The organism is Marinobacter iranensis (genome assembly GCF_029207565.1).
Lineage (GTDB): Bacteria > Pseudomonadota > Gammaproteobacteria > Pseudomonadales > Oleiphilaceae > Marinobacter > Marinobacter iranensis.
In genome coordinates, this window is the sequence record NZ_JANCMW010000002.1 from 306,258 (window position 1) to 331,529 (window position 25,272).

The following is a 25,272-nucleotide window of genomic DNA, read 5'->3' on the forward strand; positions in this document are numbered from 1 at the left end:
GAAGACAGTTTGAGCAACTCCGACGCTGGAAACCCGGCACCTGTCGTCAATTTCGATAAGCTGGTACAGCGACTGGATGATGCCATAAAGGCTCTTGATGAGAGTCGCGCCTTTGCCAAACCCGGCAAGTTGCCCCGGTTGTTCGATATCGTTCGCCGGGTGCTGCTCCAGCCGGGGGGCTGCTCTGCGGTTCAGGAACGCGCTGAATGGCTTGAAAATGCCGGTGTGTTCCTCGGAACCGACTGGGCAGACCCCTCCATCCTTTTACCGTCACTGACCACCTTCTCCCTGCAAAGCCCACACACCGATACCGTGATTATCGAAGCGCTCAGCGAACTGCGTTTGCTGGCCGTTGCCCACGGTGACTACCTGCACGAATCGGTGTCGGCGGAACAGGCGCACCATTACCTGACCCAGGTATTGGCGATCAATCTGAACATGCTGTTCGGCGAATCCGGAGAAGCGGAGCGTGAACAGGGCAAGCTGGCGTTGATCAGCCGTGCGGTGGTGCAGCATATTGCCGGACGAATCGGCTACGAGCATGTGATTGACCAGCTCATTGACGAAATCTGGCGGATTCTGCAGCAACGGCCGATCCAGGTGACCAGTGTGCGCCAGATGATCACCCAGATTGCCCTGTGCCGGGTTGACCCGAGTGTGGATATGGGCGGTGCCGGGCAGGGTGCGGAACGCCTGATTTCAAGCCTTTACGGGCCGACCCAGGCCTGTCGCGAAGACCCTGGCATTCCGGTTTATGAAGAACGGCTGCAGTCCATGGATTCGGTGGCCCTGCAAAGTGAGGCCACCGGCTTTGCCCGCTCCATGCACGATACCGGCCTGGTGTCGCCCTATCACGCCTCGTTTGTGCGTTACATCCTGGAAAAGCAGGATTCCATGCTGACCGAGGCACTGGGCCTTTCCAGCACGGGCCGCGACTGCCTGTTGTGCTACAAGGACCTGGTTCACGAGCTGGTCACCGAAGGCGTATATCCGGAAACGGCACAAGGCCTCTATGGCCTGTCACTGCTGCTGGAGCGGGGTATTCTTTACCAACCACCGGTGGCACCAGCGCTCTGGCGGCAGGCGCGTTTATCCATCTGTCCCGAGGCGCGCGAGCGAATCCAACTGGCCTACGGCTACCAACCCCAACCCAAGGCCTGGCTGACTCAGGGCGTGCTGAATATGCTGGGCCAGCCTCTTGGTGTGGGGCAGGGCAATAACCCCACCTGCCAGTCGGCGCGTGCGCTGTCAATGTGGGCCTACAACGACCCGGACTACTTGTTACAGATGGTGGCCTGGGCCGCGCGGGACAACGAGATCATCATGCATTTCGAAGGCCAGCCGGTTTCCTCCGCCGCCAGCCAGGGCGGTGTTGCCTCTGAAGTGACGCTGGATCTGGACCCGGTGTCGCTGGTTGTGGTGCCGCATCTGGACAGGATCTACGCGGAAATGGGCCGGCTGTGTGTTGGCAGGCAGGGCGATCCCCACCAATGGGTGAACCCGGAGTTCCACGGCTGGTCGGCCGGCCGTGGATTCCGCATCAATGTGGATGTGGCCACCGGCCAACTGGATGACCTGGAAAACTTCCTGCGGCACTTCTACGCCAGTTACCATCCCTATTACAACGGCAACCAGCCGTTGATCCACCCGCAGCCTGCGGGCGTAGCGGTTACCGACAGCGCTGCAAGGTTTATCGGCTGGCATGCCATCACTATACTCCGGGTAACGCTGGACCCGGACGACGTTATGCGGGTGTATTTCTTCAACCCCAATAACGACAGTGGCCAGAACTGGGGCGACGAAGTGGTGGTCAGCACAGCCAGGAAGGGTGAACGGTTTGGTGAGGCGTCACTACCCTTTGAACAGTTTGCCTCGCGGCTGTACATTTTCCACTTCGACCCCCTTGAGCGGGGCGAGCCTGCGGAAGTGGGTGAGGAGGAACTGGAACGGGTTATCAGCCGTGTTCACCGTAGTTGGGGCAGGGACAGGCTGCCTGCCGATTCATTGCAGGCGGAACCCCCGCGGGACGGATAATTAGCCAGCCAAGCCAGAACAGGAGAGAGGATGACCGCAGAGGCCAGTAATCGCCGAAATGGTGCCGAATTGTTTGTTCGTGCCCTGGAAAACGAAGGAGTTCGCTACATCTTCGCGGTACCGGGTGAAGAAAACCTGGACCTTCTGGAGGCCTTGCGTGAATCCAGCATTGAGCTGATTCTCAACCGCCACGAACAGGCGGCGGGCTTTATGGCCGCCACTTACGGGCGCCTGACTGGCCGGGTGGGCGTTTGCCTGTCTACCCTCGGCCCTGGTGCCACCAATCTGGTAACGGCCGCGGCCTACGCCCAGCTTGGCGCCATGCCCATGATGATGATCTCGGGGCAGAAACCCATCAAGTCATCAAAACAGGGCCTGTTCCAGATCCTGGACGTGGTGGATCTGATGCGCCCGCTTACCAAGTACACCCGCCAGATCAGCAATGCCAACACCATCCCCGCCAAATTGCGGGAGGCGTTCCGGCTCGCAGCGGAGGAACGCCCCGGTGCGGTCCACCTGGAATTGCCGGAGGATATAGCCTCGGAAGTGGCCGAGGCCGACACCCACATTTTCCAGCCCAGTGACGCCCGCCGACCCACCGCCAGCGCCAAGAGCCTGGACACCGCCTGCGACATGATCAGCAAGGCCAGGCATCCGCTGATCATGATTGGCGCCGGCGCCAACCGGAAACGGGTATCCCAGGCCCTGATCCATCTGGTGAATTCGACCGGCATTCCCTTCTTCACCACCCAGATGGGCAAGGGGGTGGTGGACGAGCGCCATCCCCGCTACCTGGGCAACGCCGCCCTCTCTACCGGCGACTTCGTACACTGCGCCATTGACCATGCCGACCTGGTGATTAACGTAGGACATGATGTGGTCGAGAAGCCCCCGTTCTTCATGAAGCCCGGGGGCAAGCAGGTTATCCATGTAAACTTCAGCGCCGCGGATGTGGACCCGGTCTACTTCCCGCAACATGAAGTGGTGGGGGATATCGCCAACAGCGTGGAATATCTGGCTGAACGCTGTGGCCAGTGCTCTACCCACGACTTCAGCCGGTTTATGGAAGTGAAAGCCTCGGTGGACAGCCATCTGGCCGAGAGAATCGATGACGGCCGCTTCCCGGTGATTCCCCAGCGCATTGTCCACGACGTGCGTCAGGTCATGCCGGAGGACGGCATCATCGCCCTCGACAACGGCATGTACAAACTCTGGTTCGCCCGCAACTACCCGGCTTACGACAACAACACCGTGCTGCTGGACAACGCCCTGGCGTCCATGGGCGCCGGCCTGCCCAGTGCCATGATGGCGGCCATGCTGTACCCGCACCTGAAGGTAGTGGCCGTGTGCGGCGACGGTGGCTTCATGATGAACAGCCAGGAGTTGGAAACCGCCGTACGGCTGAAGCTCAACCTGGTGATACTGATCATCAACGACAACGCCTACGGCATGATCAAATGGAAGCAGGCCCAGGAAGGCTTCGAGAACTTCGGGCTTGATTACAACAACCCGGACTTCGTGAAATACGCTGATGCCTATGGCGCCACCGGCCACCGAATCAGCCGCACCGAAGACCTGCGGCCCACACTGAAGAGCGCACTGACCGCCGGCGGCGTACACCTGATCGAGGTGCCCGTGGACTACAGCGAAAACCGCCGTGTGTTTGATGAAGAATTGGTAAAACTGACCTGCAACCTGTAACCGCTGTAGTATCATTCGCCCTGAATTGAAATCAGTTATGCGTTTGAGGGGTGGGTGGATGAATAACTCGTGGTTCAAGCTGGCGCTATTGGCGCTGGTCGTCGTAGTGGTTGCCGGGTGCAGTAAACCGGAAACCCCTCAGGAAGTGGCGGCGGAGTTCTGGCAGGCCATGGCGGAGAACGATGCCGACGCCATCGCTGAGCTGTCGACCCTTGCTGACCCTTCCGATTTCGACGGCTATGACCGCGAGTGGTTTGACACCGTACCGGACTTCGGGCGGGTAATTATCGATGAACGCGAAGCCACAATCGTGACCCGTTTGCCCTCCGAAAACGGAGCCTCCGGCGAGCGCCGGGAAGTGACGACCTATCTTGTGGAACTGAATGGTGACTGGCTGGTGGACTACGACCGCACCGGCGAGGCCATCATGAACCCCTCGCCTTTTGACGGTCTGGTGGGCGAGATCAACAAGCTGGGCGAGCGCCTGACCGCCACCTTCGGGCAGTCCTCCGACGACCTCGCCCGCGAGATGGACGCCATGGCCCGCGAGTTCGAGGCCTATTCCGAGCAGACCCGCCGCCGGGCAGAGCAGGCCATGGAAGACTACGGCCGTGCCCTGCAGGGATTTATGGAAGAACTGGAAAAATCCATTGAAGAGGCCCTGCAGAACAACCAGCAGGCCCCCGCCAGAGACCGCAGTGCCTTGCAGCAAACCGCTGCAGACCTTGACCAGAGCAGCGACAGGCTGGATGAGCCGGACTTTGATGCTTTTGCAGACAGTTCCCGCGCATTGGCGGAGGCAGGGGCCCGGTTTTCGCGGCTGAGTGACGACGCCTTCAAAGACTACCAGCGGGAATGGGACGCCAGACTGGACGAAATCAGAGAGCGCACCCGGGCGTTTTTCGAGGACCTTGAAGGTAGTGGTCGATAACCAGCCGTCATATCACTGTCATATTGTTCTGATGTACTGAGGATGTGTTAGTCACTGAAAGCGACTACGGGAGCTCCTGCTCCACTGCATCTTTGGGCCATCGGACGGCCCTTTTTTCTATGCAGAACGATCGTTGCAGCATTATCCCGCCAGACTGGTTATTACAAACCAGCCGGTCACCAAAGTGAGCGACGTCGCCACAATCGCCAGCAGTCCGTCCCGGGCCACAATCGCCAGCCCGAACGCCATCAGCGCCGCCCCTGCGCCATTGGCACTGAACGGCACCACCTCCATCGCCGGCATGGCCATGGCCACCGCCATACAGATAATCGCCATAATATAGAGCCCCGGCCCGTCCACCAGAAACATAAGCCGTGGCCCTGTCCACCGGTCCAGAAACCGCGCCGGCTTGTGCAGCCAGTCAATTCCCTTCAACAGCTTTTCCTGCGGAACGGAGCGCTGCGAAATCCACGACGGCAACCAGATGGACCGGCGCCGGAACAACAGCTGCCCCAAGGTCAACACCACAATCATTCCGAGTATTGTAGGCACCCCCGGAATATCGCCAATCAGCGGCGCAAGGGTGATTAACCCCGCCACCAGCACCACCGGCCCGAAGGAACGCTCACCCACGCCATTGAGGATATCGTTCACTGACACCTGCCCGGAACTGCCCGCCGACTCGCGGATCTGGTTCAGGAGTTGTTGCATGTTGGTGGGGTCGTCGTGGTTTCTTTCCATCACGTGTAATCCTGATACTGGAAACAGATAGTTACAACATCGCACGTCGTGCAGGCCATTCAGAGTTGCAACACCGTGGACACTTATTCGGCACCTTGATTCTGTTTGTGCCGATGTATATATTTTGTATATACAACATTAAGGAGGATGTCCAAGCCGCTTCTCCAGTTAATGTTGGCGTGTGATGGCGATCAAAGTTCTATAAGCATAGTGAAATTAGATATGAGCGACAAAATGAAGACAGTCCAGGATACTGAAGATGCCTGGGTAGACGGTTCACTTGGTAGAGATGAAGAATATGCCACTGTTGCAGAACCGATCGATGAAAAGGCTCTGAACAATGCAACAGGCCTTCAGATGATTTCGATTCGTCTTCAGAAATCACTGATAGAAGACTTTAAGAATATCGCTGAAATTAACGGGATTGGATATCAACCGTTGATTCGCCAAGTGTTGAAACGCTTTGCGGATGCAGAGAAACGTCGCATTCTGCGCGAGAAGTCGGCGGATATGCGAGCTCTGAGTGGCGATGATAACCACCACGATCCTGATAACAGTGAAGGAAAGAAAGCCTTCGGTTGAATCAGGAGATTGATAACAAAGGCTCGCCAGTTCGAATTCGTCAGGCAATAAAAAGCCCCGTTTCCGGGGCTTTGGGGCGTTTCGGTGGATCTCGATGGACCTCCTGAAACTCTTGGTTGGTGGAGACGGCGGGAATTGAACCCGCGTCCGCCAGTACTCAGCCTTGAGGTCTACATGTTTAGCGTCTCTCTATTGATTTAAGTTCAAGCGACCCGAGAGCCAGGGTGCAAGAACCGAGTTCTTTAAATCTTAGCCGTTAGCCAGTGAACTCTGGAAAACGGAGCATCCCGTAAGCGATGACGTCCTGAGATGTTGCTTCCGGGCTACGGGCGACCCGGTCAGGACGACTAGCAGCTTACGCTGCTAGTGCGTAGTTTTCGTCGTTTGCGACTATTGCGTTGCAGCTTTGGATTAACGAGATTCGCTGCCATCTCGACATGCACCCAAGGGTTCGCCACCGGCGTCGAAGCCATGTCGTCCCCTTACCGACAGTATATGTGGCTGCTTCCGCCAACTTCAAGGCTTAACTGGTTTTGTTTTGTGCCGCGCGTTGGGCAGTTGTACCTATCAGCCCACCGCGAGGGCGGTTTCCTGTTCGCTGTTGTGGAGGGCAGCGTCCAGGAGTTCGGCAAAGCTGTTGCGAAAATGGCCTATTACCTCGGCCGGGTCGGCCTTGATGTTTTTGTCGATGGTGATGCCGAACTGCACGGTGCCTGCGTAACTGAAAATGCTCATGCCAATGCCGATATTGCCGCTTTGTGGAACCCAGAACATGGGCTGGGTAAGCTTGGCGCCGGCCAGGTAAACCGGTTCCCTGGGGCCAGGTACGTTAGTAAGCACCGCCGAGGCCTTGTTGCTGAGCATGGAGAGTGCGCGCCGCTCCAGCACATCGGGGCCACGCCCGAACAGGTCCAGCAGGCTGTAGGTGACCTGGGCCTGGTAGGAGCGCTTCAGCCGGTTCATGTTTTCCTGTACCTGGCGGAATCGCATCACTGGGTCAGTCTCTTCCACGGGCAGGGTTACCAGTACCAGGCCGAACTGGTTACCCAGGGTTTCTATCGGTTGCCTCATCGGGCGCAGGTTGAACGGTACGGCAACACGTATACCGCACTCCGGTGTGACTTCTCCGGAGGCGACGAAGTGTCGTTGCAGGGCACCGGCCGCGGCACATAGCAGGACATCGTTGGCCGTACCCCGCAGTGCCCTGGCACACACCTTAACCTCGGCCAGGCTCAGGGGGTCGGCCCAGGCCACGCGTTTGCGCCCACTCAGGGGTGTTTTCAGGCAGGTGTCGGGTTCCGCTGGTGTAAGCCCGAGTTTGAGCAGGTCGACGGCGATGTTGCCGGCGGCACTGATCAGCTTGATCGGGTAATCCGGCTCGTTGCGGATGGATTTAAGGAACAGCCCTGCCTGCTCAATGGCGGTTTGTCCGTTGTGCAGGGCACGGCTGAAAAGCTGGCGCAAACCCGCGGGCGGCCGGACTGTGGGATGGCTTGAGGTTGATACCGTACTGAGTCGTGGTTCCGGGGAGCTGTCTGTCAGCGAGAGCAGTACCCGAACCAGCGAGATGCCATCGGCTATGCAGTGGTGGATGCGTACCAGCAGGGCACAACCGCCCTGATAGTTTTCGATGTAGTGGATTTGCCAGAGCGGCCGCCGGAAATCCAGGGACGTGCTGGTGAGGTCGCTGGTCAGGGCCTGCAGTTCCTGCTTGCCTCCGTTCCCTGGCAGGGCAATTACGTGGATGTGGTTGTCGATATGGAAAAGCGGGTCGTCCTGCCAGTACGTGCGGTCGCCTTCGGTAACGACGCGTTGGCGAAAGCGGCGGAAGGTCAGAAAGCGCTCGTCCAGTGTGCGTTTGAGGCGTTTCAGGGCGATGGGCTGTTCAAATACCAGCACCGCCGAAATCATCATGGGGTTCTCGGGGCATTCCATGCGTAGCCATGAGCGATCTACTGCGGACATGGATGTTTGTCTGCGAGTCATCTTGCGCTCCCTTTGGTTCCCGTCTGTCCCTGGGTGGCCGCTGTCGATGTGCGGATAGTGCGTGTGGGGAAAGGAACGAGTATAGGACGATCAGGAAGGGGCGAAAAGAGGATGCAGATGCGACATAAATGGCGACGCATCATGCCGGGCCCGAGCCCGGCCGGTCAGACGTTGGTTTCGCGGAGGATGCGCTGTTTCTGGCGGTTCCAGTCACGCTCTTTCTCAGTGGCGCGCTTGTCGAAGAGCTTCTTGCCTTTCACCAGGGCAATCTCGCACTTCACCTTGTTCTTTTTCCAGTACATGGCCAGTGGAATGCAGGTATACCCGGCCTGGTTCACCTTACCCACAATTTTGGCGATTTCCTTGGCGTGCAGCAGCAGTTTGCGGGTTCGGGTCGGGTCCGCAATAACATGGGTGGAGGCTGTGCTCAGGGGGATGATGTGGGAACCCAGCAACCAGGCCTCGCCGTCCTTCAGCAATACGTAGGCATCGGTCAGTTGCGCTTTGCCGGCGCGGATGGATTTCACTTCCCAGCCGAGCAGTGCCAGGCCCGCCTCGAAGCGTTCCTCAATATGGTATTCGTGTTTTGCCTTTTTGTTCAGGGCAATGGTGGCGCTCGGTGCGCCGGGTTTCTTCTTGCTCATGAATCGATGATCCGGAGTCGGACAAGGAATTTACCGGGCGTATTCAGGCCGGAAAAGGGCGCATTGTAGCCCAGGAGTGCCAGACCGGTCACGAAATCGGCGCGATTGACTGAGTCGATGGTCGTATGGGTTGTAATTCCTCCGCTACAATGTGCGCTCAGATGTCGTCAGGGAACGGAATGCCTACACCATACGAAACACCAATCGGGTCGTGGACCCGGCCAACCACTTTCTTCTGGGCCGCGACGGGGGCAACCTTCGGCCTGGCGAATGTGTGGCAGTTTCCCTATCTGGCCGGCAAGCACGGTGGTGGGCTGTTTATTCTCCTGTACCTGGTCTGCCTGCTGCTGGTTACCCTGCCATTGATGGTCACGGAATCCGCCATGGGGCGGTACGCCCGGCACGGTCTGGTGCTGGCGATGGACGGTTATGTTCGCCGTGCAGGGTGCTCCCGCGGCTGGATCTGGGCCGGCCGGCTGGGTGTTCTGGCGGCGTTTCTGGTGCTGTCCTTTACCGCTGTTTTCGGTGCCATCGCGCTGGCCTATGTGTTCTACGGTGCCATGGGGCGGTTTATCGGGGCTGAAGAAACCGAGGCGGCGGGCATTCTCTCCGCGCTGGTGTCGGACCCGGGCGACTACCGGGTATTCATGGGCTGGCACGGCTTCTTTATGGTGCTGGTGGTGTGGGTGTCGATGCAGGGCGTGGTTGACGGCGTCGAACGGGCGGTGCGGGTAGTGGCGCCGGCAATGATACTGATTCTGCTGATGCTTTGTGGCCTGGCGGCCTGGGGTGGTGAATTCCGTAGCGCGTCGGATTTCATGCTGAGCTTCCATCCGGCCGACGTTACCCTGGGCAGCCTGCGCGCCGCCCTGTTCCATGCATTTTTCACCCTCGGCCTTGGTATGGGGGTGTGGACACTGTTCGGGGCCTATACGCCGGCGGGTACCCGCCTGAAGCGTTCGGTTCTGGCTGTGGTGCTGATGGATACCCTGATTGCCATCGCTGCCGGGCTGGCGATCTATTCGTTGGCTCCCGGCGGTCACTCCATGGAAGGGGAGCGCGGGTTCGGGTTGCTGTTCCTGTCCCTGCCGGTGGCGCTGTCGGAGTTCCCGGGGAGCCAGTTTCTGATTGCCGCTGTGTTTCTGGTGATCGTCATGATCGTGTGGACGACGTCGCTCTCGCTGCTGGAACCGGTGGTTGGCTGGTTCCGGGAGTGGACGGGCGCGCCGAGGGGCTGGTCGGCGTTCCTGATGGGCTGCGCGGTCTGGCTGGCGGGGCTCGGTTCGTTGTTGTCGTTCAATCTCTGGGCCGAGGAGCGCTTCGCTGGCGGCACACTGTTCCGTTGGCTGGAGCTGATTACCGGTGGGCTGATGATTCCGCTGGTGAGTATTCTGATTTCAGTATTTGCCGGCTGGTGCCTTACCCGCAACCTGACCTTTACCATGCTGGGTAAAGCACCGCGGCTGTTTGGCCGGATCTGGTTCTGGGTGATGCGGCTGGTTCTCCCGTTGGTGGTGACCTATATCGGCCTTCAGTACACGGCTACATCCCTGGTGGCACTGTGTGATAACGGCAGTAACGCCTTCTGGTGCGGGCATTCGGAAGTGCTGGCGCCTGAATTGGTTGCGCCAGAGGCATCCAGTTCAGGAGATGGGCATGGCGCGGCCGATGAGCCAGACGTTGAAGAAGCGCCTGAAGCGAGACCGAGCGGGGAAAGCGGGGAAAGCGGGGAAAGCGGGGAGAATGGTCAGGAGGGGCAGGAAAATGACCCCAATAACGACGATATCCTTTATCATAGTGTCTGACATTGTTGGCCTTCGTGAGGGTGCCGCCCGTAACAGGGCTTTATATTCAAGTGAGTTTGTAATCAGGACATCCGGTTCCAATGCCCCATCAGATCGATAAAACTGCGCTGGTCATGCACTCCGCGGAACGCATGTTTCACCTGGTCAATGATGTTGCCAGATATCCCGATTTTCTTCCCTGGTGCGCCGACACCGAAATACATGAACAGACAGACAGTGAAATCATGGCGTCCATGGATATCGCCAAGGGCGGTATCAGGCACCGGCTGACAACACGCAACCAGTTGTACCTGCCGCACACCATTGAAATGAGCCTGGTGGACGGGCCCTTCCGTAATCTCACTGGCCGCTGGCACTTTAAACCACTGGATGACCATGCCTGCAAAGTGGTGCTCACGTTGGAGTTCGAGTTCTCCGGATCGCTGTCGAGGATGACGTTCGGGCCAGTGTTCAACCAGGCGGCGACAACCATGGTGGATGCTTTCTGCCGCCGTGCGGACCAGGTGTATCTCGGAGGTACCCCATGATCCGTGTGGAGGTTGCTTTTGCCCGGCCGGACAGGCAGGAAATCATCAGCCTGGATGTGGATGAGGGTACCACCGCTGTCGAGGCTGTGAAGCGCTCTGGCATTGCTGCTGTGTTTCCGGAGGTGGACCCGGAAAACGACGACATGGGGATCTTCGGCAAGGTGATCAAGAACCCTTCAGACCATGAGCTGAGGGACGGCGACCGGGTTGAGATATACCGGCCGCTGAAGATCGACCCGAAGCAGGCCCGGCTCAACCGGGCAAAGAAGAAGGGCTGATGTCGGCTCAGTAGGCGGGGGTTTCTTCCAGCAATTGGGCTTCGTAATGTGAGTACTGGTCGTTATCATAGTAAACGATGACCCGTTGCTCCTTGATGTCACCACCGCTGCGCTGGAAGGTGTACACGTAGTACTCCCGGGAAGGATCTGCGGGGTTTGTCATCAAGGGTGTTCCCAGCAGGGAATGGACCTGGCTGCGGGACATACCCTCGGCCAGTGAAGTCAGCTCTTCGTCGGTCAGTATGTTTCCCTGCTGTACGTTGATCTTGTATACGCCTGGGAAAACACAGCCAGCCATGATGAGAGTTAGAATGAGAGCTGTGAGCTTTTGCATCGCCGGGGGAAATCCTCTATCTTGAAATCGCCTGCCAGGGGCAGGTGTGACACGGTCTGACCGTTAACATGCGGCTTCATCATACCGGAAGCCGTGAGGCACACCAAAGAGTGAATCGTAACATGTCATCCGAAAACACCGAATTACGAAAAGTCGGTCTTAAAGTTACTCTGCCGAGAGTGAAGATCTTCAATATCCTGGAGAATTCCGAGGAGCATCACCTCAGTGCTGAGGATGTGTACAAAAAGCTCCTCGAACAGGGTGATGACGTGGGCCTGGCAACTGTGTACCGGGTGCTGACCCAGTTTGAGGCAGCTGGCCTGGTTCTGCGCCACAATTTTGAAGGCGGGCACGCTGTGTTCGAAATGGCCGGCGACGATCATCACGACCACATGGTCTGTACCCAGACCGGTGAAGTGATCGAATTCGTTGACGACGTTATCGAAGAGCGGCAGCAGAAAATCGCGAAAGAGCGCGGTTACGAAATTGTGGACCACAGCCTGATTCTCTACGTCAAACCCATCAAATCCTGAATATTGGGGGCTTGTTAAGGCCGGGAATCGAAGAGAAAAAAAGGGGGCGGGTGTTTAGCCCGCCCCAACAACTCTCAGGATCGAGAGGGGAATACGCTTAGCCTTTCAATTCGTCAGTGGTGCGTTGCCTGGCCCTTGGTGAACATTTCGTGGGCATGGGCAATGGTGTGTTCGGTCATATCCACCCCGCCGAGCATCCGTGCCACTTCGCTGACCCTGCCGTTGTCGTCCAGTGACTCTATCTTCGAGTAGGTAGCATCTGCTTCCGTAAACTTGCTGACGAACAGGTGCTGATGGCACTGTGCCGCCACCTGGGCCAGGTGCGTCACGCACAGAACTTGCCCGTTGTTGCCCAGACTCCTCAGCAAGCGACCAACCACTTCAGCAGTTCCGCCGCCGATGCCTACGTCTACTTCGTCAAAGACGAGGGTCGGTGTGGTGGAGGTTTGGGCAACCACAACCTGGATAGCCAGGCTGATGCGTGAGAGTTCACCGCCTGATGCCACTTTCGCCAATGGCCGTGCCGGCTGCCCGGGGTTGGCGCTGACCAGGAACTCTATGTCTTCCAGGCCATGGGGTGCCGGCTCGTCGCCCTTGTTGCGGTTCAGGTGGGTGACAAACTGAACGGCTGGCATGCTCAGCTGCGCCAGCTCTTCCGCGATCCGTTGGTCCAGGTTGGCCGCTGCCTGTTGGCGGGCTTCTGACAGCCCGGAGGCCAGCTCGTTAAACCGGGCCCGTTGTTCTTCCAGTTCAGCTTCCAGCTTTTCAACACTGCCTTCGCCGTCGTCCAGTGAGGCCAGCTCGGCACTCAGGGCCTGGTGGAATTCAGACAGGGCTTCCGGAGTTATTCGGTGTTTGCGGGCCATCTGGTAAATGGCGCTCAGGCGTTCTTCCACCTCGGCCAGCCTGGCCGGGTCCGCATCGTAATCTTCGACGAAGTGGCGCAGGTTGTCGCCGGCCTCGGTGATCTGGATCTGGGCTTCGTTGAGCATCTGGATGGTTTCTGCCAGCGCCGGTACTCCCACGGGCAGTTGTTCCAGCTGCTGCAACGCCTGACGCACCAGTGCTGCTGCGCTGCCGTCATCTTCCGTGCACAGCAGGTTGGCCTGGTGGCTGTTATGCAGAACGGTATCCGCATGGCTGAGCTGTTCCTGCTCTTTCTCCAGTTCCGCCTGTTCGCCCTCTTCCAGCGCCAGCCGGTCCAGCTCTTCCACCTGGTAGCGCAGCAGTTGCAGGCGGGCCTCAGCCTCATCCGCATTCTGTTGGCGCTCGGTCAGCCGCTGGCGGGTCTTGTGCCAGATTTTCCAGGCCTCCCGGGTCTGTTCACCCAGTGTTTCCACACCGGCAAACTCGTCCAGCAATTTGCGATGGGTTTCCTTGCGCAGCAGTGATTGGTGCTGATGCTGGCTGTGGATGTCCATCAGGGCGCTGCCCAGGTCCTTCAGGTGGGCGAGGGGGCAGGGCTGGCCGTTGATATAGGCGCGAGAGCGGCCATCCTTGCTGATCACGCGGCGGAGGATGCATTCGTTGTCGTCATCCAGCTCATGGTCTTCCAGCCATTGCCGGGCCTCGGCAATGCGGGACACATCGAAGGTTGCAGTGATGTCGGCCCGCTTGGCGCCATGGCGGACGGCACCGGCGTCGGCGCGACCGCCCATGGCGAGGCCAAGGGCATCCAGGACAATGGATTTGCCGGCACCGGTTTCCCCGGTGAGTGCCGTCATGCCCTTGCCGAATTGCAGTTCAACCCGCTCGGCAATGGCGTAATTGGAAACGGTGAGCTGTGTGAGCATGCAGAATTCCTCCGCTCGATTCCTGAATACTGTGATTACATACAGTGACTGTGAATATATACAGGGTTTTTCTGGTTTGCAAACATCTGAGGATGAATTTGTGAATGAATAAGGCTCTCAACGGTTGAAACATCCGATACGGGCCCCATATCCGTTCGCAAACACGTTTTACCCGGTCCACGGCGGCCGGGAACCATAGATAACCGGCCGGTCGTCTGGCCGCCGACGATCAAGCAGGAGTAGTCATGAGCGCTGACGAAAATCGTAACGAACAGGTTGAAGAAGAGCTGAGAGACGCCGCGGAAGAAGTTCCGGAAGAGGAAGGGGCTGGCGAAGAAGGCTCTGACAATACCCCGGAAGGCGAAATCGAGGCTCTGAAGGCGCAGGCTCAGGAGTTCCAGGAGCAGATGTTGCGCTCCAAGGCGGAGATGCAGAATGTTCGCCGTCGCGCCGAGATCGATGTGGAAAAGGCCCACAAGTTTGCGCTGGAGAAGTTTGTGAAGGAACTCCTGCCGGTAGCGGATAGCCTTGAGAAGGCGGTTGAGAGTACCGAAGGGCATGAAGACGCCGGCGAACTGGTGGCTTCGATACGTGAAGGGGTCGAGATGACCCTGAACCTGTTCATGAACAGCCTCGCCAAGTTCAACGTCGTGCAGCTTAACCCGGTGGGTGAGCCGTTCGATCCCCAACTGCACGAGGCCATGTCGATGGTGCCGGCGCCTGATGCCGAGCCCAACAGCGTTGTGGCTGTGGTCCAGAAGGGCTACACACTGAACGAGCGCCTGGTTCGTCCCGCGATGGTAGTGGTTGCCAAAGCCGAGGATGCACCAAAAATCGACGAACAGGCTTGAAAAGCAGATTAACGCGCCAATATAGCCAGTAAACAGGCGGCGCACCGGGTTTCCCGGAAAAGCTCTGGACATAGCCGGAACTGAATTGAACAACCGAATTGGAGTATTTGCATGAGTAAGATCATTGGTATCGACCTGGGAACCACAAACTCCTGTGTAGCCATCATGGATGGTGACAAGGTCAAGGTTATTGAAAACGCCGAAGGTGATCGCACCACCCCGTCTATTGTCGCCTACACCGAAGACGGCGAAACGCTGGTCGGCCAGTCCGCCAAGCGTCAGGCGGTCACCAATCCGAACAACACCCTGTACGCCATCAAGCGCCTGATCGGTCGTCGTTTCGAAGACGACGTGGTCCAGAAGGACATCAAGATGGTGCCCTACAAGATCGCCAAGGCCGACAACGGTGATGCGTGGGTAGAGGTGAAGGGTGAGAAGATGGCACCGCCGCAGGTATCCGCGGAAATCATCAAGAAGATGAAGAAGACCGCCGAAGACTACCTGGGCGAGAAAGTGACCGAGGCTGTTATCACCGTGCCGGCTTACTTCAACGACAGCCAGCGCCAGGCCACTAAAGACGCAGGCAAGATCGCCGGCCTGGATGTGAAGCGCATCATCAACGAGCCGACGGCGGCTGCCCTGGCCTACGGCCTGGACAGGAAGAGCGGCGACCGCACCGTGGCCGTGTACGACCTGGGTGGTGGTACCTTCGATATTTCCATCATCGAGATTGCCGATGTGGACGGTGAGCACCAGTTTGAAGTACTGGCCACCAACGGCGACACCTTCCTGGGTGGTGAAGACTTCGACATGAAGCTGATCGAATACCTGGCCGATCAGTTCAAGAAGGACAGCGGTATCGACCTGCGCGGCGACTCACTGGCCATGCAGCGCCTGAAAGAAGCTGCCGAGAAGGCCAAGATCGAGCTGTCCAGCAGCCAGCAGACCGACGTCAACCTGCCGTACGTAACGGCGGATGCCAGCGGTCCCAAGCACATGAACGTGAAAGTGACCCGTGCCAAGCTGGAGTCGCTGGTAGAAGACCTGATTGAACGCAGCCTTGCGCCGTGCCGCACCGCGCTGGAAGATTCCGGTGCCAAGATCGGTGAAATCGACGAGGTGATCCTTGTCGGTGGCCAGACCCGCATGCCGCTGGTTCAGGAGAAGGTCAAGAACTTCTTCGGTAAGGAAGCGCGCAAGGATGTGAACCCGGACGAAGCCGTAGCCATGGGTGCTGCCATCCAGGCGGCCGTGCTTTCCGGTGATGTGAAAGACGTTCTTCTGCTGGACGTAACACCGCTGACCCTGGGCATCGAAACCATGGGTGGTGTGGCCACATCGCTGATCGAGAAGAACACCACGATCCCGACCAAGAAGTCGCAGACGTTCTCGACAGCCGAGGATAACCAGACTGCCGTGACCATTCACGTGGTCCAGGGTGAGCGCAAGCAGGCGGCACAGAACAAGTCACTGGGTCGTTTCGACCTTGCCGACATCCCGCCGGCACCGCGTGGCACGCCGCAGATCGAGGTTACCTTCGATATCGATGCCAACGGTATCCTGAACGTGTCTGCCAAAGACAAGGCTACTGGCAAGGAGCAGTCCATCGTAATCAAGGCTTCTTCAGGCCTGAACGACGATGAAATCGAGAAGATGGTCCGTGATGCCGAGGCCAATGCCGACGAGGACCGCAAGTTCGAGGAACTGGTCCAGGCCCGTAACCAGGGCGACGCGATGGTTCACACCGTTCGCAAGACCCTGAAGGATGCCGGTGACAAGGTAAGCGACAGCGAGAAGGAGTCCATTGAGGCTTCGATCAAGGAGCTTGAGGAAGCACTGGCCGGTTCCGACAAGGACGAGATTGAGGCCAAGACCCAGAAACTGACAGAAGCGTCTTCCGAAATGGCCCAGAAGATGTACGCGGATCAGGCAGAACAGGGGCAGCAGGCCGGTGGCGAAGAAAACGCCAAGTCCGGTACTGGTGATGACGCCGTTGATGCCGAGTTTGAAGAAGTCAAAGACGACGACAAGCGATAAATCTGAAGTACTTCAGGCAGTTGGAAAACGCGGGAGCTCTCCCGCGTTTTCCTCGTTTTACCAACAGGGTTTTAGAGCATGGCCAAACGCGATTATTACGAGATTCTCGGGGTGTCCCGGGAAGCGGATGAAAAAGAGATCAAGCGAGCCTACCGCAAGCTTGCAATGAAGTACCATCCTGACCGTAATCCGGATGATGAGGACGCCGATCATAAGTTCAAGGAAGCCAGCGAAGCTTATGAAATACTGTCTGATTCTTCCAAGCGCGCGGCCTACGACCAGTTTGGCCACGCTGGCGTTGATGGGTCTGCCGGCGGCGGATTCGGAGGCGGTGGCGGTGCCAGCTTCTCCGACATCTTCGGCGATGTGTTCGGCGATATCTTCGGCGGTGGCGGCCGCGGCCGTACCACTCGCGGCGCCGACCTCCGCTACACTCTGGAGCTGGACCTGGAAGAAGCCGTAAAAGGTAAAACCGTCCAGATCCGTATTCCCGGTCATACCGAATGTAATACCTGCGACGGCACCGGTGCCGAGAAGGGTTCCCGTCCGGAAGCCTGTGGCACCTGCAACGGCATGGGTCAGGTGCGGATGCAGCAGGGTTTCTTCACCGTGCAGCAGGCCTGCCCGACCTGTCGTGGCTCCGGCAAGATCATCAAGAACCCATGCAAAAAATGCCACGGTGCCGGCCGCGTACAGGAAGAGAAAACACTGTCCGTTAAAGTGCCTCCCGGCGTAGACACTGGTGACCGCATTCGCCTCTCCGGCGAGGGCGAGATGGGTGTCGAAGGCGGGCCTTCCGGCGATCTGTATGTACAGATTGCCGTTCGTGAGCACTCCATCTTTACCCGTGACGGTCGCAATCTCTACTGCGAAGTGCCCATCAGCATTGTGGATGCCGCACTTGGCGGCGAGCTTGAAGTACCCACACTCGACGGCCGCGTGAAACTGAAAATTCCACCGGAGACACAGACCGGCAAGCTGTTCCGCCTGCGTAACAAGGGTGTCAGCCCTGTTCGTGGTGGTCCCTCCGGTGATCTGCTGTGCCGCGTTGCGGTGGAAACCCCCGTCAATCTCACCAAACGCCAGAAAGAACTCCTGGAAGAATTCCAGCAGACACTGGACAGTGGCGGCGGCAACCAGCACGGCCCGAAAAAAACCTCCTGGTTTGAAGGCGTGAAAAGCTTCTTCGACGAAATGAAATTCTGAGGGCAGACGAGATGAGGGTAGCAATCATCGGCGCCGCAGGGCGCATGGGAAAAGTGCTGATCGAAGCCGTTGACGGTACCGAGGGCCTCGAGCTTGGCGCTGCCATTGTCGAGCCAGGCAGCAGCCTCATCGGCGCCGACGCCGGTGAAATGACCGGCATCGGCAAAACCGGCATCAAAATGGCCGGCAGCCTGGCCGACGTGAAGGACGAGTTCGACGTACTCATCGACTTCACCTTCCCGGACCTGACCCTGGAAAACACCGAGTTCTGCAGAACCAACGGCAAGATGATTGTTATCGGCACCACCGGCATGACCGACGCCGAAAAAGAACAGCTTGCCCTCGCTGCTGAAAAAACGCCCATAGTGGTTGCCCCCAACATGAGCGTGGGCGTCAACGTCACCCTCAACCTGCTGCGCACCGCCGCCGCGGCGCTGGGTGACGACTATGATGTGGAAATCATCGAAGCCCACCACCGCCACAAAAAAGACGCCCCCTCCGGCACCGCCCTGCGCATGGGCGAAGTCGTCGCCGACGCCCTCGGCCGCGACCTCAAGGAATGCGCCGTCTACGGCCGGGAAGGCTTTACCGGCGAACGCACCCGCAAGGAAATTGGTTTTGAAACCATCCGTGCTGGCGATGTGGTGGGTGACCACACCGTGATGTTCGCCACAGAAGGCGAGCGTATTGAAATCACCCATAAGGCGAGCAGTCGGATGACGTTTGCCAAGGGGGCGATGCGGGCGGCTTTGTGGTTGGATGGCAAGCCTGCCGGGCTCTACGACATGCAGGATGTGTTGGGGTTGAAGTAGGGGGGTTGGTTTGAGCTGGGTTGTCGGATTACGAGGCTGGCGCCTCTAATCCGACCTACGGTGGCTGGACTCCGACCTACGTTAGTTGCAGGCGAACTCTGAGGCTGTTGGCTGGGGTGCCTTGCCCGGGAATGTCTTCGGCCAGGGACGGCCGAAGTCAAGCGCACATGGATGTGCTTGTGGCGTTTCCCGGGGAAGGTGCCCCAGCCAATAGCCGGTGCTGCATGTAGCGACAAGCGAGATTTCGCATGGACACAAAGCCCCATATTTCTTACAATAAGGCGGTTTAACTGCACCAAGCGTAGCTTTGACAACGCTCTATAGAAAAAGCGGGACGGAGTTCAACTCCCTCTCGCTTTTTTGCGACCTGAATTTGCGCTTGCGTTCCTGTTCGTGACGAACCTGTACGCCACTCGATGAGGATACAAGCCTTGAGTACACCAGCCATCCTTGCACTCGCAGACGGAAGCCTGTTTTACGGCACCGCCATTGGCGCTGAAGGGGAAACCAGCGGCGAAGTAGTGTTCAACACCGCCATGACCGGTTACCAGGAAATCCTGACCGACCCGTCCTACTCCCGCCAGATTGTAACCCTCACCTACCCCCACATCGGCAACACCGGTGTGAACGAAGAAGACATCGAGTCAGATCGCGTCCAGGTCGCCGGCCTGATTATCCGCGACCTGCCTTTGCTGGTGAGCAACTGGCGCAGTACCGGCTCGCTGCAGGACTACCTGCGCGCCAACAACATCGTGGGCATTGCCGACATCGACACCCGCCGCCTCACCCGCATCCTGCGGGACAAGGGCTCCCAGAACGGCGCGGTGGTTGCCGGCGCGGACGCCACCGCTGAGCGCGCGCTGGAACTGGCCAACGCTTTCCCCGGGCTGAAGGGCATGGACCTGGCGAAAGAAGTAACCTCGGCAAAAACCTGGACCTGGAGCCAGAGCGAGTGGAACATCGAAAGCGGCTACGGCGAGCGCACTGAATCGAAGTTCAAGGTCGTCGCCTGGGACTACGGCGTAAAGCTCAACATCCTGCGTATGCTGGCAGGCCGGGGCTGCGACATTACCGTGGTGCCGGCCCAGACGCCGGCGTCTGAAGTGCTGGCGATGAATCCTGATGGCATTTTCCTGTCCAATGGCCCTGGCGACCCGGAGCCCTGCGACTACGCCATCAACGCCATCCGCGAAGTACTGGAAACCGACATTCCGGTGTTCGGCATCTGCCTTGGCCACCAGTTACTGGCCCTGGCCAGTGGTGCCAAATCCATCAAGATGGGGCATGGCCACCACGGTGCCAACCACCCGGTACAGAACATCGCCGACGGTACCGTAATGATCACCAGCCAGAACCACGGCTTTGCGGTGGATGAGACCAGCCTGCCGGACAATCTGCGGGCCACCCACAAATCCCTGTTCGACGGCTCCCTGCAGGGGATTCGCCGCACCGACAAGCCGGCCTTCAGCTTCCAGGGCCATCCGGAAGCCAGCCCCGGCCCCCACGATGTGGCGCCGCTGTTTGATGAATTTATCCGCCTGATGGAGGCACGTTGATGCCAAAGCGTACCGACATTAAAAGCATTCTGATCCTGGGCGCCGGCCCCATCGTGATCGGGCAGGCCTGCGAGTTCGACTACTCCGGAGCCCAGGCTTGCAAGGCCCTGCGGGAAGAGGGCTACCGGGTTATCCTGGTGAACTCCAACCCGGCCACCATCATGACCGACCCGGTGATGGCGGATGCCACCTACATTGAGCCCATCACCTGGAAAACCGTCGCCAAGATCATTGAGAAAGAGCAGCCGGACGCACTGCTGCCCACCATGGGTGGCCAGACGGCCCTGAACTGCGCGCTGGACCTTGAAAAGCACGGCGTACTGGCGGAGCACGGCGTGGAAATGATTGGCGCCAACGCCGACACCATCGACAAGGCCGAAGACCGCGACCGTTTCGATAAGGCCATGAGGAAAATCGGCCTGGAGTGCCCGCGCGCCACCATCGCCCACTCCATGGCGGAAGCCTGGGAAGTGGCCGATGACATCGGCTTCCCGTGCATCATCCGGCCGTCGTTCACCATGGGTGGCTCCGGGGGCGGTATTGCCTACAACCGCGACGAGTTTGAGGAAATCTGTACCCGTGGCCTGGACCTGTCGCCGACGAATGAGCTGCTGATCGACGAATCCCTGATCGGCTGGAAAGAGTATGAGATGGAAGTTGTCCGCGACAAGAACGACAACTGCATCATCGTCTGCGCCATCGAGAACTTTGACGCGATGGGCGTGCACACCGGTGACTCAATCACCGTGGCGCCGGCGCAGACGCTGACGGACAAGGAATACCAGATCATGCGGAATGCCTCACTGGCGGTGCTGCGTGAGATCGGCGTGGAAACCGGCGGCTCCAACGTACAGTTTGGCGTAAACCCGGATACCGGCCGCATGGTCGTCATCGAGATGAACCCGCGGGTGTCCCGCTCCTCGGCCCTGGCCTCCAAGGCCACCGGCTTCCCGATTGCCAAGGTGGCAGCCAAGCTGGCGGTGGGTTACACCCTCGATGAGCTGCGCAACGAAATCACCGGTGGCGTGACCCCGGCCTCGTTCGAGCCCAGCATCGACTACGTGGTCACCAAGATTCCGCGTTTCACCTTTGAAAAGTTCCCCCAGGCCGACGCCCGCCTGACCACCCAGATGAAATCCGTGGGTGAGGTGATGGCCATCGGGCGGACGTTCCAGGAGTCCCTGCAGAAAGCCATGCGCGGCCTGGAAGTGGGTTCCGACGGCTTTGAAGAGAAGGTGGACCTGAGCACCACTGACGGCCAGGAAACCCTGACCCAGGAGCTGAACGTGCCCGGCGCCGAGCGCCTGTGGTACATCGGCGATGCGTTCCGTGCGGGCATGACCGTCGACGAAGTGTTCAATAACACCCATGTCGACCCCTGGTATCTGGTTCAGATCGAGGACCTGATCCGCGAAGAGACCGCCCTGAAGTCCGCCGGCAAGGCAGACATTGATCGCGATACCCTGTTCCGCCTCAAGCGCAAAGGCTTCTCCGATGCCCGTTTGGCCAAGCTGCTGAGCATTTCAGAAGTCAGCCTGCGCAAGCTGCGCCATGACCTGAACATTCGCCCGGTCTACAAGCGGGTGGACACCTGCGCCGCGGAATTCGCCTCTTCCACTGCCTACATGTACTCCTCCTATGAGGAAGAGTGCGAGGCGGACGCCTCCGACCGTGAGAAGATCGTGGTTATCGGCGGCGGCCCCAACCGCATCGGCCAGGGCATTGAGTTTGATTACTGCTGTGTTCATGCTGCGCTGGCCATGCGCGACGATGGCTATGAAACCATCATGATCAACTGCAACCCGGAAACGGTCTCCACCGACTACGACACCTCCGACCGTCTCTATTTTGAGCCGATCACCCTGGAAGACGTGCTGGAAATCATCCACGTGGAAAAACCCAAGGGTGTGATCGTCCAGTACGGCGGCCAGACGCCGCTGAAACTGGCCCGAGGCCTGGAAGCGGCGGGTGTGCCCATCATCGGTACCAGCCCGGACGCCATTGATCGCGCCGAAGACCGGGAGCGTTTCCAGCAGATGATCGGCCGCCTGGGCCTGGTCCAGCCGGAAAACGCCACCGTGCGCAGCCACGAGGAAGGTATCCTGGCGGCTCGCGAGATCGGTTACCCGCTGGTGGTTCGCCCGTCCTACGTGCTGGGTGGCCGTGCCATGGAAATTGTCTACGATGAGGATGAGCTGGTTCGCTACATGCGCAATGCGGTGCTGGTTTCCAACGACAGCCCGGTATTGCTGGATCACTTCCTGAATGCCGCCATTGAGGTGGACATTGACGCCATCAGTGACGGTAAGGACGTGGTGATTGGCGGTATCATGCAGCACATTGAGCAGGCCGGCGTGCACTCCGGTGATTCCGCCTGCTCCCTGCCACCTTACACGCTGCCCAAAGACGTGCAGGACGAAATGCGCGAAGCCGTCCGCAAGATGGCCATCGAGCTGGACGTGATCGGCCTGATGAACGTGCAACTGGCGTGGCAGGGCGGCCAGATCTACGTGATCGAGGTGAACCCCCGGGCTTCCCGTACCGTGCCATTCGTGTCCAAGGCCATTGGTGTGTCCCTGGCCAAGGTCGCGGCCCGTTGCATGGCCGGTAAGTCACTGGCGGAGCAGGGCTTCACCCGGGAAATCGTACCGACCTACTATTCCGTTAAGGAGTCGGTGTTCCCGTTCAACAAGTTCCCGGCGGTGGACCCCATCCTGGGGCCGGAAATGAAGTCCACTGGTGAGGTGATGGGCATTGGTGACAGCTTCGACGAAGCCTTCGCCAAGGCGGCCCTGGCCTCCGGTGAGCGGCTGCCGGCCAAGGGCACAGCCTTCATGTCCGTGCGGGACGTGGATAAGCCCGGCGCCGCCAAGGTGGCGCAGGATCTGGTCGACGCCGGTTTCAAGGTGATCGCCACCACCGGTACCGCCAAGGCGCTGAAGGAAGCCGGCATCACCGTAGACCGGGTGAACAAGGTTCGTGAGGGCCGCCCGCACATTGTGGACGCCATTAAGAATGGCCAGGTTCAACTGATTATCAACACGACCGAAGGTCGCAAGGCGATTTCCGACTCGGCACAGATTCGCCAGTCGGCCCTGCAGACCAAGGTAACCTATACAACGACACTGGCGGGCGGCGAAGCCTTCTGCAGGGCCATCAAGTTTGGCCCTGAACGCACTGTTCGTCGTCTCCAGGATCTACACGCAGGAAAGTAAGACTATGGCTGACAGAGTACCCATGACAAAAGCGGGCGAGATCCGCCTCCGCGAGGAGCTTCAGAAACTGAAGTCCGAAGATCGTCCCCGGGTGATCGCGGCTATTTCCGACGCCCGTGAACACGGCGACCTGAAAGAGAACGCCGAATACCATGCCGCCCGCGAGCAGCAGAGCTTTATCGAAGGCCGCATCCAGGAGATCGAGGGCAAACTGTCCGCGGCCCAGGTGATCGACGTCAACACCATCGAGAACACCGGCAAGGTGATTTTCGGCACCACGATACGTCTGCTCAACGTGGATACGGACGAGCAGGTCAGTTATCAGATCGTTGGTGAGGACGAGGCGGATATCAAGGCAGGCAAACTGTCGATTTCCTCTCCCATTGCCCGGGCTCTGGTGGGCAAGAGCGAAGGTGACGTTGTTGCCGTGCGCGTGCCCTCCGGTACCGTTGAGTACGAGATTGAGCAGGTAGAGCACATCTGAGCTCCGAACCGGGCTGATGCTGCCAATAAAAAAGCCGGCTGTGGAAACCCAGCCGGCTTTTTGCATGGTGCTTGCTGTCGTCAGGGTGCGCGCGTCAGCTTTTTTGGCGCAACAGGTTGGACAGTTTGGGATTGGGCTTCTTCGCCCGGCGCAGGATGACGGCGATTTTGCCGATGGTCTGCACCAGCTCCGCACCTGACGCCTCGCACAGGGCGGCGACTGCTTCCTGGCGGGTTTCGCGGTCCTGGCTGGCCACCTTGATCTTGATCAGCTCGTGGTCGTTTAGGGCCCGCTCGAGTTCTTCCTGAAGCCCTTCTGTCAGGCCCTTGTCGCCGACAATAATGACTGGCTTCAGGTTATGGGCGATGCCCCGGTATTCCCGGCGCTGTTCCGGCGAAAGGCTCATTATGTAATCTCTTTATGGGTACGATTAATAAAACGTCAGCGGCGAAACGCTCGCCAATTCCGTATAATCGCGGGATTGTAACAGATCGTCTGGCCGGTGAAATGGCAGTTACCACGTACCTGCATTATCGGGCCGGTGGTTGTAACGCTTTATGGAGGTAGGTCTTGGCCCGTTCGAAAACCAGTGATCGCTGGCTGAAGGAACATTTTGATGACGTCTGGGTCAAAAAGTCCCGGGAAGACGGTTATCGCTCACGGGCCAGTTACAAGTTGATTGAGCTTGATGACAAAGACCGGCTGTTCCGGCCCGGGCAGGTGGTTGTGGACCTGGGTGCTGCCCCGGGTGGGTGGTCCCAGGTGGCCGTCGAGCGGGTTGGCGACAAGGGTGTGGTTGTCGCCAGCGATATCCTGGAGATGAGTCCGATTGCGGGTGTGGAGTTTGTTCAAGGGGATTTTACCGAGCAGTCGGTACTGGACGAATTGCTGGATTTGCTGGGTGATCGCCGTGCTGACGTTGTAATTTCAGATATGGCACCCAATATGAGTGGTATGGCGGCAGTGGATATTCCCAATGCCATGGGCTTGGTGGAGCTGGCGCTGGATATGGCGCAGCAGGTATTGAAGCCGGGTGGTGTGTTTGTCGCCAAGGTGTTTCAGGGTGAGGGATTTGATGCCCTGCTGGCTGAGATGCGTAAAAGTTTTGGCACCGTTGTCAGCAGGAAGCCTGACTCCTCCCGGGCACGATCCAGGGAGATCTATCAGGTGTGCAAGGGATTTAAGGGCTGACCCGCCCGCAGGACGGAAGTGGCCATGGGGA

22 protein-coding genes and 1 other RNA gene are annotated in these 25,272 nt (G+C 58.8%); 16 read left to right on the plus strand and 7 right to left on the minus strand.

The features are described from left to right. Positions 1-9: 9 nt before the first annotated feature. Genes NLU14_RS04680 through NLU14_RS04690 form a run of 3 tightly spaced genes read left to right on the plus strand, consistent with a single transcriptional unit; the run spans position 10 to position 4,666 of the window. Complete coding sequence (locus NLU14_RS04680) at positions 10-2,034, plus strand: hypothetical protein (protein WP_275705012.1); 2,025 nt, start codon at positions 10-12, stop codon at positions 2,032-2,034. Between the two features lie 30 nt (positions 2,035-2,064). Beyond that, positions 2,065-3,735 (plus strand): acetolactate synthase large subunit, encoded by a 1,671-nt coding sequence (locus tag NLU14_RS04685; protein ID WP_275705013.1) that lies wholly within the window; start codon positions 2,065-2,067, stop codon positions 3,733-3,735. Between the two features lie 58 nt (positions 3,736-3,793). Then, entirely contained in the window at positions 3,794-4,666 is an 873-nt protein-coding gene (locus NLU14_RS04690) for a hypothetical protein (protein WP_275705014.1), read from the plus strand. Between the two features lie 141 nt (positions 4,667-4,807). Here the strand turns inward: NLU14_RS04690 and NLU14_RS04695 are convergent, their stop codons facing one another. After that, the gene (locus NLU14_RS04695) at positions 4,808-5,407 is read right to left on the minus strand and encodes an exopolysaccharide biosynthesis protein (RefSeq protein ID WP_275705015.1); all 600 of its coding nucleotides are present in this window, start codon (positions 5,405-5,407) and stop codon (positions 4,808-4,810) included. A 222-nt stretch (positions 5,408-5,629) separates the two neighbouring features. Here NLU14_RS04695 and NLU14_RS04700 point away from each other — a divergent pair, with 222 nt between their 5' ends. Next, entirely contained in the window at positions 5,630-5,989 is a 360-nt protein-coding gene (locus NLU14_RS04700) for a hypothetical protein (protein ID WP_275705016.1), read from the plus strand. 117 nt (positions 5,990-6,106) lie between these two features. Here NLU14_RS04700 and ssrA read toward each other — a convergent pair. From ssrA to smpB, 3 genes are all read right to left on the minus strand, one after another. Continuing rightward, positions 6,107-6,471, minus strand: a transfer-messenger RNA (tmRNA) gene (gene ssrA, locus NLU14_RS04705). Between the two features lie 85 nt (positions 6,472-6,556). After that, complete coding sequence (locus tag NLU14_RS04710) at positions 6,557-7,975, minus strand: WS/DGAT/MGAT family O-acyltransferase (RefSeq protein WP_275705017.1); 1,419 nt, start codon at positions 7,973-7,975, stop codon at positions 6,557-6,559. 164 nt (positions 7,976-8,139) lie between these two features. Next, positions 8,140-8,619: an SsrA-binding protein SmpB gene (gene smpB, locus NLU14_RS04715; protein ID WP_275705018.1), complete on the minus strand. Its 480-nt coding sequence runs from the start codon at positions 8,617-8,619 to the stop codon at positions 8,140-8,142. A 179-nt stretch (positions 8,620-8,798) separates the two neighbouring features. Between smpB and NLU14_RS04720 the strand changes: the two genes are divergently transcribed. The 3 genes from NLU14_RS04720 (at position 8,799) to NLU14_RS04730 (ending at position 11,229) form a co-directional block, all read left to right on the plus strand. After that, on the plus strand, positions 8,799-10,424 hold the full coding sequence (locus tag NLU14_RS04720) for a sodium-dependent transporter (RefSeq protein WP_275705019.1): 1,626 nt from the start codon (positions 8,799-8,801) through the stop codon (positions 10,422-10,424). 80 nt (positions 10,425-10,504) lie between these two features. Continuing rightward, positions 10,505-10,951: a type II toxin-antitoxin system RatA family toxin gene (locus NLU14_RS04725; RefSeq protein ID WP_275705020.1), complete on the plus strand. Its 447-nt coding sequence runs from the start codon at positions 10,505-10,507 to the stop codon at positions 10,949-10,951. Beyond that, positions 10,948-11,229: an RnfH family protein gene (locus NLU14_RS04730; RefSeq protein WP_275705021.1), complete on the plus strand. Its 282-nt coding sequence runs from the start codon at positions 10,948-10,950 to the stop codon at positions 11,227-11,229. The genes NLU14_RS04725 and NLU14_RS04730 overlap by 4 nt, the downstream gene beginning before the upstream one ends. Before the next feature lie 7 nt (positions 11,230-11,236). Here the strand turns inward: NLU14_RS04730 and NLU14_RS04735 are convergent, their stop codons facing one another. Continuing rightward, positions 11,237-11,563: an outer membrane protein assembly factor BamE gene (locus NLU14_RS04735; protein ID WP_007153121.1), complete on the minus strand. Its 327-nt coding sequence runs from the start codon at positions 11,561-11,563 to the stop codon at positions 11,237-11,239. A 122-nt stretch (positions 11,564-11,685) separates the two neighbouring features. On the opposite strand from NLU14_RS04735, the gene fur reads away from it, so the two are divergent. Beyond that, positions 11,686-12,096 (plus strand): ferric iron uptake transcriptional regulator, encoded by a 411-nt coding sequence (gene fur / locus NLU14_RS04740; RefSeq protein ID WP_275705022.1) that lies wholly within the window; start codon positions 11,686-11,688, stop codon positions 12,094-12,096. Between the two features lie 113 nt (positions 12,097-12,209). Here fur and recN read toward each other — a convergent pair whose 3' ends face one another. Beyond that, positions 12,210-13,889, minus strand: coding sequence for a DNA repair protein RecN (recN, locus tag NLU14_RS04745; RefSeq protein WP_275705023.1), 1,680 nt, complete (start codon positions 13,887-13,889; stop codon positions 12,210-12,212). 245 nt (positions 13,890-14,134) lie between these two features. Here recN and grpE point away from each other — a divergent pair, with 245 nt between their 5' ends. From grpE to greA, 7 genes are all read left to right on the plus strand, one after another. After that, positions 14,135-14,740, plus strand: coding sequence for a nucleotide exchange factor GrpE (gene grpE / locus NLU14_RS04750; protein WP_275705024.1), 606 nt, complete (start codon positions 14,135-14,137; stop codon positions 14,738-14,740). Between the two features lie 111 nt (positions 14,741-14,851). Continuing rightward, on the plus strand, positions 14,852-16,777 hold the full coding sequence (gene dnaK / locus NLU14_RS04755) for a molecular chaperone DnaK (RefSeq protein ID WP_275705025.1): 1,926 nt from the start codon (positions 14,852-14,854) through the stop codon (positions 16,775-16,777). Between the two features lie 78 nt (positions 16,778-16,855). After that, a complete protein-coding gene (gene dnaJ / locus NLU14_RS04760) occupies positions 16,856-17,983 on the plus strand; it encodes a molecular chaperone DnaJ (protein WP_275705026.1) in 1,128 nt (375 codons plus the stop codon). Positions 17,984-17,994: 11 nt separating this feature from the next. Further along, positions 17,995-18,795 (plus strand): 4-hydroxy-tetrahydrodipicolinate reductase, encoded by an 801-nt coding sequence (dapB, locus tag NLU14_RS04765; protein WP_275705027.1) that lies wholly within the window; start codon positions 17,995-17,997, stop codon positions 18,793-18,795. A gap of 431 nt (positions 18,796-19,226) precedes the next feature. Next, a complete protein-coding gene (gene carA / locus NLU14_RS04770; RefSeq protein ID WP_275705028.1) occupies positions 19,227-20,351 on the plus strand; it encodes a glutamine-hydrolyzing carbamoyl-phosphate synthase small subunit in 1,125 nt (374 codons plus the stop codon). Then, positions 20,351-23,566: a carbamoyl-phosphate synthase large subunit gene (gene carB / locus NLU14_RS04775; RefSeq protein ID WP_275705029.1), complete on the plus strand. Its 3,216-nt coding sequence runs from the start codon at positions 20,351-20,353 to the stop codon at positions 23,564-23,566. Before carA ends, carB begins: the two co-directional genes overlap by 1 nt. Before the next feature lie 4 nt (positions 23,567-23,570). Further along, entirely contained in the window at positions 23,571-24,050 is a 480-nt protein-coding gene (gene greA / locus NLU14_RS04780) for a transcription elongation factor GreA (protein ID WP_275705030.1), read from the plus strand. Between the two features lie 94 nt (positions 24,051-24,144). Here greA and yhbY read toward each other — a convergent pair whose 3' ends face one another. Beyond that, the gene (yhbY, locus tag NLU14_RS04785; protein ID WP_275705031.1) at positions 24,145-24,456 is read right to left on the minus strand and encodes a ribosome assembly RNA-binding protein YhbY; all 312 of its coding nucleotides are present in this window, start codon (positions 24,454-24,456) and stop codon (positions 24,145-24,147) included. Between the two features lie 164 nt (positions 24,457-24,620). Between yhbY and rlmE the strand changes: the two genes are divergently transcribed. Beyond that, complete coding sequence (gene rlmE / locus NLU14_RS04790; RefSeq protein ID WP_275705032.1) at positions 24,621-25,241, plus strand: 23S rRNA (uridine(2552)-2'-O)-methyltransferase RlmE; 621 nt, start codon at positions 24,621-24,623, stop codon at positions 25,239-25,241. Positions 25,242-25,272: the final 31 nt, after the last annotated feature.